Below are 1,567 nucleotides of genomic sequence, written 5' to 3' on the forward strand. Positions count from 1 at the left end.
TCAGTGGCAAGGTCCATTTACTTATGAACCTAAGACAGCTTCTGTATATAGGGGTAATTATTATGGGGTTGTGGACAATAAAGCAACAGAGTTCAATAATGGAAATACGTTTGGTGGAGAGTCTTATGATACAGTTATAGAAAGTGTTGCTAATGTAGCTAATGCGCCACACATTACGAAATTATTTAGAAAGTTTTATTTAGAGACGGAAGGAGACGCTACATTTAGTTATGCAAAGAACTATGGAGATTGGACAGATAAAATACTTAGTAACTATCCAACCAAAAACGGATTAACACATATAGGAGTAAACCCTGCTAATAAGAATGGAAGACAAATATATTGGAAAATTGTAAGTAACATACAAGATTTTATATTACAGCAGGTTAGTTGGTTATATGAGCCACGCAAACGAAGATAATAATTTCTATTACATTTGTATAATTATTAAAAATTTCTTATATTAAAATATGTCTAAAAAGGAAGAGAAAGGAGAAAGGTATATTGAACAGTTTGATGATTACTCATATATCATCGCACCAAAAGCTTTCCCTTATGTAATTAAAGATGTTGATTTATATGAAGGGGATGAAATAAGTATATCTATTAAGGGTATACATTTAGATGATGAAAATACCCCATTTAATTTTGATATATTTGATAGTTTTGAAGCAGAGTTTAGATTACATTCGAGACACCCGATTGCATACCCCGCACTACCAGACAACTTTGTATTGGGGCAGAGTGAAGAGGCTATACAATATGATATTGACCAAGGGAATCCTGCTAATACAACAATGGATGAACTTCATTTTATTGATCCTGATTACTCAATATTACAAAATTATAGATGGCCCATAGCAGAGTTAGATATACAAGGACTTCTTTCTGATAGTATTTATACTTTTATGAGATTTGAAATTGAGATAGAAAAAGATATTACAAATTAATGAGTTTATTAGATAGCTTTATTACCAGTAATCGTGCCCGCGCAGAGAAATACATTAGGGGTATAGCTGATTCGGAAGGACTTAATCTTGACTATGTGTCTACTGAAGTTGGTGTGTTACCTCCCGATTACGTTGCAGGAACAGGACTTGCTTTTGGAGAATACGAAGTAGAGGAAGGAGTTTGGCAGAGAGTTAGATGGGATTTCGATTTGGATCAATGGGTAGATGTAGGAGCACCTAAACCAAGTATAGGTGCTATTGAAACATTTGCTTCTAAAAAGGTTAATACAATAGCAGACCTTAAATCAGAGCCGGGATTCTTTGAAAGTTTATTTACAAGTACACCAGCAAGAGAAATCTTGGGCTTTTATGAAGTGGGCGATGGTGGTGGAGGAACGTTTTATTGGGATGTAAGTGAGTCTAAAGCTAATCATAATGGGGGTACAATAATTAACCCTAAACACAATTCTGTCATCGGTAGTGAAAATTGGTATGAGGCGACTGTATACCCATTTTTTGCCGCGATGGATAAAAACCAAAGCATATGACAGCTCGAAAGAGACGCCAGGAAAGCCTCCTCGGGATCCACAGCTTCAGGGTCGGAATACGGTAAAGGT

At 35.6% G+C, this 1,567-nt stretch carries 3 protein-coding genes; 2 read left to right on the forward strand and 1 reads right to left on the reverse strand.

The window, feature by feature from the left end:
• A partial coding sequence (locus tag VK998_RS01750) for a hypothetical protein (RefSeq protein ID WP_325224815.1) occupies positions 1 to 421 on the forward strand: 421 nt, incomplete at its 5' end.
• Positions 422 to 470: 49 nt separating this feature from the next.
• Positions 471 to 950: a hypothetical protein gene (locus VK998_RS01755; RefSeq protein ID WP_325224817.1), complete on the forward strand. Its 480-nt coding sequence runs from the start codon at positions 471 to 473 to the stop codon at positions 948 to 950.
• 430 nt (positions 951 to 1,380) lie between these two features.
• Here VK998_RS01755 and VK998_RS12955 read toward each other — a convergent pair whose 3' ends face one another.
• Complete coding sequence (locus VK998_RS12955; RefSeq protein ID WP_414713537.1) at positions 1,381 to 1,494, reverse strand: hypothetical protein; 114 nt, start codon at positions 1,492 to 1,494, stop codon at positions 1,381 to 1,383.
• Between the last annotated feature and the right edge of the window lie 73 nt (positions 1,495 to 1,567).

The organism is Schnuerera sp. (assembly GCF_035459645.1).
Taxonomy (GTDB): domain Bacteria; phylum Bacillota; class Clostridia; order Tissierellales; family Tepidimicrobiaceae; genus Schnuerera.